The sequence below is a fragment of the Mesorhizobium sp. CC13 genome (assembly GCF_039907765.1).
Classification (GTDB): domain Bacteria; phylum Pseudomonadota; class Alphaproteobacteria; order Rhizobiales; family Rhizobiaceae; genus Aminobacter.
In genome coordinates this window covers 1-8,706 of the sequence record NZ_JARDJI010000023.1, presented here as the reverse complement: position 1 = coordinate 8,706, position 8,706 = coordinate 1, and the positions used below count along the sequence as shown (strand labels likewise).

Annotated in this window: 7 protein-coding genes; 6 read left to right on the top strand and 1 reads right to left on the bottom strand. The window is 64.3% G+C overall.

Translation table 11 applies throughout. The features are described from left to right. On the bottom strand, nucleotides 1-1,314 hold a 1,314-nt coding region (locus PV773_RS22265; protein ID WP_347968469.1), incomplete at its 3' end, for an Ig-like domain-containing protein. Between the two features lie 533 nt (nucleotides 1,315-1,847). Here PV773_RS22265 and PV773_RS22260 point away from each other — a divergent pair. The 6 genes from PV773_RS22260 (at nucleotide 1,848) to PV773_RS22235 (ending at nucleotide 8,592) form a co-directional block, all read left to right on the top strand. After that, nucleotides 1,848-3,476 (top strand): EAL domain-containing protein, encoded by a 1,629-nt coding sequence (locus tag PV773_RS22260; protein ID WP_347968468.1) that lies wholly within the window; start codon nucleotides 1,848-1,850, stop codon nucleotides 3,474-3,476. Between the two features lie 190 nt (nucleotides 3,477-3,666). Next, complete coding sequence (locus PV773_RS22255; RefSeq protein ID WP_347968467.1) at nucleotides 3,667-4,140, top strand: ubiquinone biosynthesis methyltransferase UbiE; 474 nt, start codon at nucleotides 3,667-3,669, stop codon at nucleotides 4,138-4,140. Between the two features lie 35 nt (nucleotides 4,141-4,175). Further along, the gene (locus tag PV773_RS22250) at nucleotides 4,176-5,309 is read left to right on the top strand and encodes a methyltransferase domain-containing protein (protein WP_347968466.1); all 1,134 of its coding nucleotides are present in this window, start codon (nucleotides 4,176-4,178) and stop codon (nucleotides 5,307-5,309) included. Beyond that, complete coding sequence (locus tag PV773_RS22245) at nucleotides 5,306-7,675, top strand: SpoIIE family protein phosphatase (RefSeq protein ID WP_347968465.1); 2,370 nt, start codon at nucleotides 5,306-5,308, stop codon at nucleotides 7,673-7,675. Before PV773_RS22250 ends, PV773_RS22245 begins: the two co-directional genes overlap by 4 nt. Before the next feature lie 4 nt (nucleotides 7,676-7,679). Next, entirely contained in the window at nucleotides 7,680-8,240 is a 561-nt protein-coding gene (locus PV773_RS22240; protein ID WP_347968464.1) for an ATP-binding protein, read from the top strand. Nucleotides 8,241-8,253: 13 nt separating this feature from the next. Further along, entirely contained in the window at nucleotides 8,254-8,592 is a 339-nt protein-coding gene (locus PV773_RS22235) for a hypothetical protein (RefSeq protein WP_347968463.1), read from the top strand. The last annotated feature ends 114 nt before the right edge of the window (nucleotides 8,593-8,706 follow it).

Sequence of the window (8,706 nt, the reverse complement as noted above, 5' to 3'; positions counted from 1 at the left end):
GAACGTCACCGTCCCTTCCTCGCCCGCAACCGGCGTGTAGCTGAAGCTGCCATTGGCGTTCAGCACCAGCGTGCCAGGACCGTTCGCATCCGTCGAGGCCAGCGTGTTCGCAACCAGCGCGACATTGCTCGGCGCAACGCCGTCCGCGCCCTTGTCGTCATTGGCAAGAACATCGACGACTATCGGAGCATTCTCCGAACCCTGCGTCACGCCATCGTCGGCCGCTTCCGGCAAATCGTCCACGATCTTCACCGACAGGGTGCCGGTCGCGACGTCACCATCCTGGTCCACCAGGCTCACTTCGAGGTCTTCGAACAACAAATTGTTGCCGTCGCCGTCGGCGTGCTGCTCGTTGTCGACAAGCGTGTAGGTGTAAACGACCTTCCCGGTGCTCGGGTCGTAGCTGTCGATCGAAATGCTGTTGCCGAGACCGGTCGTGATCACCGTCGGAGTGAACACGCCGTCCTTGATCACCTCGACGCCACCCACCGTCAGCGATGCGATCCCGTCTTCCGACTTGACGGTAAAGTCGCCGCTCTGCGATGCACCTTCCTGACCTGCGTCCGACCCGGCGCTCTCGCCCTGGCCGCGGCTGGCGAGCAATGCCGATTCGTAGACAGTGACGTCGCCGCCCTCCAGTGCGGGCGTCAGGTCGGAGATTTCCGGCGCGCGGTCAGGGCGCTCCGTCGGAAAAAGCTCGCGCCGCTCGAATTCGGGAAACTGCAGTGCCGTCGGCGGAAGCAGGGCGCTGAGGTCGAAGCCGTCGCCGATGCCGCCGACCGGGGCTTCGAAGTTGCCGCCCGAGCTGTCGGCCGAGCCGGGAGCGGCCGACATCGCGCCATCGGGGCCGAAGGCGACGTCGACGCCGGCGGATTCGAGCGCCGCGATCAGCGCGACGCGGGGCAGCTCGACATCGCCGAGGATGAAGGTGGGCACGTTGGCCGCGGCGTCCTTGATGACGATGACGCTGCCGTCGGCCTGCTCGAGGACCAGGTTGGCGCCGTCGACGCGGATGTTGTCCACCGAAACATTGGCCGGCAGCCGCACGACGTTGGAGGCGTCGGCGGCATATTCGGTCGGGGTCGCCGCGGTGGGCGCGGCAGCCTGCGGCTGGGGCGCCTGGGCCGGCTGGCCGGAACCGGCATCGACCGGCACCGGTTCGGCCTGGGCCGCCGGCTGTTGCTGCTGCGGCTGGCCCTCGGCCTGCGCCACAAGCAGTTCGTTGCCGCCACCCGACCGTCCATTGCCGGACAGCGCCAGACCGCCCTCGATCTCACCAGAATTGTTGCCGAACTGCGAGCCGGTCGTCGCCATCGCCCTATCCCCTGTTTTGTTGTCCGACAGAACAGTGCCACAGCGACAATTGCAACCAAGGGGAAACTCAGTGCATATATGGTGATATGTAGGGTGGGCGACTTTTTGATGATGGTAAATTTGGCCTATATTATCCAGTATATCTTTCATTCAAATGCGTGGCCAATGCACGGCCACGCTGCGAGCAACGAACGGTTGCAGCGGACCAGCCCTGCCGGCGGATCCCCCAAGGACCGCGAGGGACCCGGCCGGCGCTCCGATTCCAAGGGCGCCACCGGCTGCATGCAGGCCGCGCCCGCGGCGGCGGCGGCCATCACACTGTGAACAGCAAACGGCAAGCGTTTGCCACGGCTTACGCTGTTGTGCTAGCTTGCCTTCCGTAGCGGTAAGGAGATGCGGACTTGTACCGCTTGAGACGTTGGCTTGCGAACGTGCGGGGCGCGCAAGGCAGAGAAGGCAGGCAAGGAAGACTGTCCGACCTGCCCTCCACCGACGTGCGACTTCAGGAATTACTGGCCGACACGACCGATATCGTGTCGTTCTACGGTCGTGATTTCCGCCTGACCGGCCATGCCGCCGGGCTTCGGGACGTTCACGGCAACCCGGCTTCGGCGGGCGCACATCTGCGCGACATCTATCCGAAACTCGTCGAGACAGTGCCGGCGGACGCCCGTCAGCTGGTTCCGCGACACGGCGTACCGGCAATCTTCAACCTGAGCGGACACGGCGAGGAGCCCAGGCGCGTCGTCATCTTCCAGGCCGCGGACGGGATCGGCATTCTCGAGCTGTCCGACGCCGGCCCCGATCGCAGGAGCGCGGACAAGGAGGCCGAGCACGTCAGGCTGCTGCACCAGGCGACGCATGATGCCCTGACGGGCCTGCAGAATCGCCGGCACTTCGGCGAAACGTTGCGCCAGATCCTGACGGGAATCGAAAAGTCGGGAGATCGTCCCGCCCTGCTCCAGATCGACCTCGACGACTTCAAGTCGGTCAACGACACGCTCGGGCACGGCACGGGCGACACGCTTTTGCAACTCGCCGCCAACCGCATCAGCGGCGCGCTCGGGACGGGCGAGAGCGCATACAGATATGCCGGCGACGAGTTCGCCGTCATCCAGACCGGCAAGCAGCAGCCGGGCGAGGCCGAACGCCTCGCACAGGCGATCGTCGACGCCTTCAAGGCGCCCTTCATCATCAACGACATCCCGCTCTTCGTCGGCGCCAGCATCGGCATCGCCTTCGGGCCGCAACACGGCACCGAGAACGAGGAACTGATGAAGGCGGCGGACATCGCCCTCTATGCCGCCAAGCGCGACGGACGCGGCTGTGCGCGGGTCTTCAACCGCTCGATGATGCTGCTGCTCGAGCAGCGCGAAAACCTCAGGCGCAGCCTGCGCATGGCCTTGGAGCGACAGGAGCTCTATCTCGAATACCAGCCGCTGATCCGGCCGCCGAAGACAGTGGTCGGCTTCGAAGCGCTGCTCAGATGGAACCATCCCGAAATCGGTCTGATACCGCCGGGCGTGTTCATCCCCATCGCCGAGGCCGACGGCCTGATGGACGATATCGGCGCCTGGGTCATCGAAGAGGCCTGCCGCCAGGCGATGAGCTGGCCGCCGTCGCTGACGGTGGCGGTCAACCTGTCGCCGGCGCAGTTCCTGAGCGGGTCGCTCACCGATACGGTCGCGCAGATCATCGACAGCGTCGGCATCCGGGCGGACCGGCTGGAACTGGAGATCACCGAAACCGTGCTGCTCGAGCAGACCGTCGACAACCTGGACACGCTGAACACGCTGAACGTGCTCGGCATCCGCATCTCGCTCGACGACTTCGGCACCCACTATTCGTCGCTGGGCTATCTCAAGAATTTCCCGTTCGACACGCTGAAGATCGACCAGTACTTCATCAACGACCTGGCGACGGACCGCAAGAGCCAGACCATCGTCCGCTCCATCATCGGTCTGGCCCACGGCCTCGGCATCAGCGTGACCGCGGAAGGGGTCGAGACGGCCGCCCAGGCGCGCTGGCTCGTCGACGAAGGCTGTGACTGCCTGCAGGGCAATTTCCTCGGCCGCGCCCAGGGGGCGCTGCCGACGCGAGAGTTTATAAAGCGTTCGGGGGTTAGGCTGGTTGCGACGGAGGAAGATCGAGCCTTCCAATAGTCACCACCGACCCGGCATGGCCGCCGTCGCAAGACGGGCAGGCCTGTCGGGATGAACAGGAAAATCGAATCGGTGCCCATGTCAGGATCGCGGATCGTCTGCGTCACGGCATCCACCCTATCCGGCGAGGATATCAATGTCGGCAAATGCCGCCCCCCAACAGGCAGGTCCCGAACGCGAGTTCGGCCGGATGATCCAGCTTGACATGGACGTGACCGCATTCCTGTCGAACTGGATGAACTGCGACTACATTTCGAACTACGTGGCCAGGGCCATCAGCCACAATCGGCCCGATTCGGTGCTGTTCTCCAATCTGTTCTCATCTGCCTTCAACGAGTTGCTGGAGGTCGCCTTCCGGACACGACATCCGGGGGGCGTGATCGCATGCAAGGTTTCCCGGCACGCCCACATCGACCGCATCGAGCTGGCATTCGCCTGCACAAGCGAGGAGCGTCAGTTCTACGAAAAGGCAATCCTGCAGGCGCAGAGTGCCGACGCGCAGGAACGCTATCTCAATTCGCTGTCGGGCGACACCGCGCCGAGCCGGGATATGGTGCTGCTCGAACTGGCCGTCGACTACGAGGCCGCGTTGTGGCTCGAATCATCCGGCGAGGACAGGATCGTGCTCATGGTCGACTTGCCGCTCGGGGGTTCCGCACATTGAGCCCGCATTCTTCCCGCTTCCGGGCACAATACGACATGAACAGCCAGGAGTTCACGCTCTCGGGGAGCGTGAGACCCCAGTCGATCGACGAACTCGCCCCCAGCCTCGGCCTGCTCAAGGACGCCATAGACCGCGTGCGAGGCGTTCTCTACCTCAACGTTCGGCGCCTGGCGCAGATGAACAACATCGCCTTCCATGCCTTCTCCAGGATCATCGTCGACGCCTGCCGCATGCGGCCCGAGCTCAGATTCGTGGTCATCACCTCGAGCGTGGTCGGCTGGACCACGCGCAAGTTCAGCCGCCTGAGCAAGATCGAGCCGAACATCACTGTCGAGGAATATGACAGCGCCTTCTACCCCGGCCAGAGCTTTCTGGAGGAAGGCGGCTTCATCCCGATCCTGCGCACGCAGACGAAGATGACCTGGCGGCACGAGCGCTCGATGCTCGAGCGCCACGGCATGCGCCCCGGCATCTCGATGGCTGACATCTGCTGCGGCATCGGCGACTTCGCCATGCTTGTGCAGAAGGAGTTCGAGCCGGCGCGCATCGTGGCACTCGACCATTCCCGTTCCAGCCTGGCCTATGCACGCAAGGTGGCGGAGGAGTTCGACATCCGCGGCATCGAATATACCTATGGCGATGCGTCGGAAATGCTGCTCGACGACGACCAGTTCGACCTGGTGACCTGCCGCCACTCGCTGCAGATCTTCAACCGGCCGGATCTCATCCTCAAGGAGTTGCTCAGGATCTGCAAGCCGGGCGGGCGCGTCTACGTCACCAACGAGAAGAATTCACACTGCCTGGGCGAACCGCGCGCGGAAAGCATCCAGTGGACCTACAACGAGGTCGCCAAGCTGTTCGAGCATTTCGAGATGGATGTGGAGTTGGGCCCGAAGAGCCGACGCTACCTCGCCGAAGCCGGCTTCGAGGACATCAGGGTCGAGCAATTCATGGTGACGAACCTCGATGGCGACCCGAACGACTTCGCCGACGTCATCGCCGCGTGGGAGGACGTCTACGCCGGCGACATGGCCGCCAAGCGTGGCGATTCGCCGGAGTTCATCAAGCGCTTCCGCCAGGGCTTCCGGGATCACATTTACGCCGCCCTTCACCCGAAGGGTTACGCTGGGTGGCCGATCTGGGCCGCATCGGGGCGCAAGCCGTCATGAGCGCCCCCGCCGAGGAAACCCCGCGATTCGGCTTGCACTCCTTCCGGGCAAAGTTCGTTCTGGTGGTCGGCGGCGCCGTGCTATTCGACCTTTTGATGAGCGGCGGCCTGGCATTGTGGAACGTCCAGAGACTGTCCGAGGACGCCACCTCGGAGGTCGGCGCCGGCCTGACCGAGGCCAACCAGGCCTACATACGCTCCTATGCCGACTCCACGGCATCCCGCGTCGACCTTCTGCTCGACCGCGTGCATGCGGACGTGAAATCGCTGGCAGGCGTGCTGCAGGCGCAGATCGACAATCCCGACAGGCAGAAGCAGGTCGGCGCGACGCTGGCGCGTCAGACCGCGGGCTCGGTGTCGGTCGTCTACAACCCTGAAGGGGACTGGTCCCAGAACCTGCCGGGAGCACCCTCGGTCGTCAGCGTCTGGGGTTACCTGCTCGGCCCGGACCGCAAACCCCTGCCGGAGGTACAGGAGGAGATCGAAAACAGCGCCGTGCTCGACCTGGTTGCGCCCAGCCTGCTGACCACCGGCTCGTCGAAACTGCAGATGTACTATATCGGGCCGAAGGAGCGGCCGATCTTCAGGACCGCACCCTACACCGACCAGGCGCAGACCTTCGATCGGCTCTATCCGGGACACAACAAGGCCGAGTTCTGGGAATTCTTCTTTCCGGGCGTCTACGGTTCGTGGCAGCAGTGGGCGGCAAAGCCGGACTCGCGCGTCGTCAGCGGCAACGACATCACCCAGACGGCACCCTACACCGACGCCATCACCGGCAAGCTGATCGTCAGCTTCTTCCATCCGTTGTGGACACCCGATCGCGGCGGCGTGGCAGGCGCGGCCGGCGCCGATATCACGCTCGACCAGCTCGCCGAAGTCGTGGAAAACGTCAGGGTCGCAGACAGCGGCTTCGGCTTCCTGACCATGTCCAACGGCAATGTGGTCGCCATCAACCCCAAGGGCGAAGAGACCATCGGCCTGGTTTCGTCGAGCGGCAAGGCCGGGGAAGGCGTCACCGGCCTCGAGCGCTCGCTCGGCGGCAGCACGCAGCCGGCGATAGCCGCGCTCGCGCTCGACCAGAACAATGACGGCGTCGTCCAGCACATCACGCTGAACCAGAGCGGCGAAGGGGTTCCCTACATCGTCGTGCTGAAGAAGCTCAAGCAGACGAATCTCTGGACCTCCGGGCCGATCCAGGCGCAGGCGATGTCCGTCGGCATCGTGGTGCCGGAGCGCGAGATCTACGCGTCGCTGTTTGCCGCCCAGAAGAGCATCTCGCAGGCAACCAACCGCATCCTGCTCTACCAGCTGCTCGCGATCATGGTCTCGCTGCTGATCGTGTTTGCGGCCGTCTTCGGCCTGTCCAAGCGCATCACCGCCGGCCTGAGCGCGCTTGCCGGGGCGGCCCGCCGGCTGCAGAACAAGGATTATTCGGTCCGCGTGAACATTCCATCGCGCGACGAGGTCGGCGAGGTCGGCGTCGCCTTCAACCGCATGGCGCAGGAGATCAGCTACAACACCGAGCACCTCGAACAGCTCGTCGACGACCGCACCCGCGACCTCGAAGAAGCCAACCAGGAGATCTCGAGCCTCAATGACAAGCTGCGCAGCGAAAACCTGCGCCTCGGTGCCGAGCTGGACGTCGCCCGCCAGATCCAGATGATGGTGCTGCCGAAGGAGCGCGACCTGGAGGCCATCCCGGAAGTGGAGATCGCAGCCTATATGCGGCCGGCCGACGAGGTCGGCGGCGACTATTACGACGTGCTGGAAAACGGCTCGCGGGTCAAGGTCGGCATCGGCGACGTCACCGGGCACGGACTGGAGAGTGGCGTGCTGATGCTGATGGTGCAGTCGGTCGCCCGCGCCCTCCAGGAGACGGGAGACGGCGACCCGCTGCAGTTCCTCGACCGGCTCAACCGGGCAATCTACAAGAACATCGAGCGCACCAACTCGGACAAGCACCTGTCCCTGGCCTTCCTCGACTACGACGGCGGACGCATGACCCTGTCGGGACAGCACGAGGAAGTGCTCGTCCTGCGCGCCGGCGGCGAGGTCGAGCGCATCGACACGCTCGACCTCGGACTTCCGGTCGGCCTCGAGCGCGACATCTCGCCCTTCGTCGCCACCCGCGACATCCCGTTCGTCAGCGGCGACGTGATCGTGCTGCACACCGACGGGGTCACCGAGGCCGAAGCCGAGGACGGCGAACTGTTCGGCCTCGATCGCCTGTGTGAAAGTGCGCGACAACGCCACGGCAGGTCTGCCGAAGAGATCAAGACCGGTATAGTAGAGGATCTGATGGCACATATCGGCGCCAAGAAGATTCACGACGACATCACGCTCGTCGTCATGCGGCACAGGTGAGACCATGACCACGTTGTATGGGCCGGGCGACATTGCCATCGGCATGAGGGAAAGCATCAGCCGCGTCACGCTGTTCGACGGGCCGCTCGAACTCAAGTGGCACCATTGCGCCACCACCTCGGACTTCTTCGCGGAGCTGTTCGCCCTGCCCTTCCACGCGTCGCGCAACGACTACAAGGAGGTGCGGCACAATATCGGCTATCTCGTCAACGAGCTGATCGAGAACGCGCTGAAGTTCCGCGAGCCGGGCGAAATCGTGGTCGAGGCGGCGATGGAGCAGGGCAACTTCAAGGTCAAGGTGACCAACGTCATCGCCGAGGCCTCCGCCGCCGAATTCCAGCGCCTGCTTGCCGAAATCACCATGGGCGACCCGGCCGACCATCTGATCCGCCGCATCGAAGCCAATGCCGAAGACGCCGACGCGACCGGCTCCGGCCTGGGGCTGCTCACCCTGATGAGCGACTATGGCGCCCGGCTGGCATGGATCTTCAGCCCCACCGAGGCGGTCAACCGCATACACCTCGAGACCTATGCCACCATCCCGGTCTCGGAGATGAGAAACTGACGGACATCGTATTATGGAAATAAGAACCGACGACTATCGCGTGTGGACCGAGGCAGGCGAGATCTTCTTCGACGGCACCATGCGGCTCTCGGGCTCCGACGCCTATGCCCCGATCCTCGCCCTGATGCTGGACGTGCTGGAGCGCAAGCCCGCCGAAATCTCGCTCGATCTCCGGGATCTTGAATTCCTCAACTCGTCCGGCATCAACCTCCTGGCGAAATTCACCATAGAGGTCCGCAAGCATGCCGATGTCCGCCTGGTCGTGCGCGGCAGCTCGGAATTCCCCTGGCAGGCAAAATCCCTGCCCAATCTCAAGAAACTTCATCCCGCGGTGACGCTCCAGATCAATTGAACGGCCCTTGCCTCGGGCCGGCATTCTTGAGCCGTATGCCCGGAAGGTCGCCCAGGTGACCGAGGCGCTCAACCATCCGGCCGACCGGCCGCAAGCCGCTGAGGCGCTGCGATC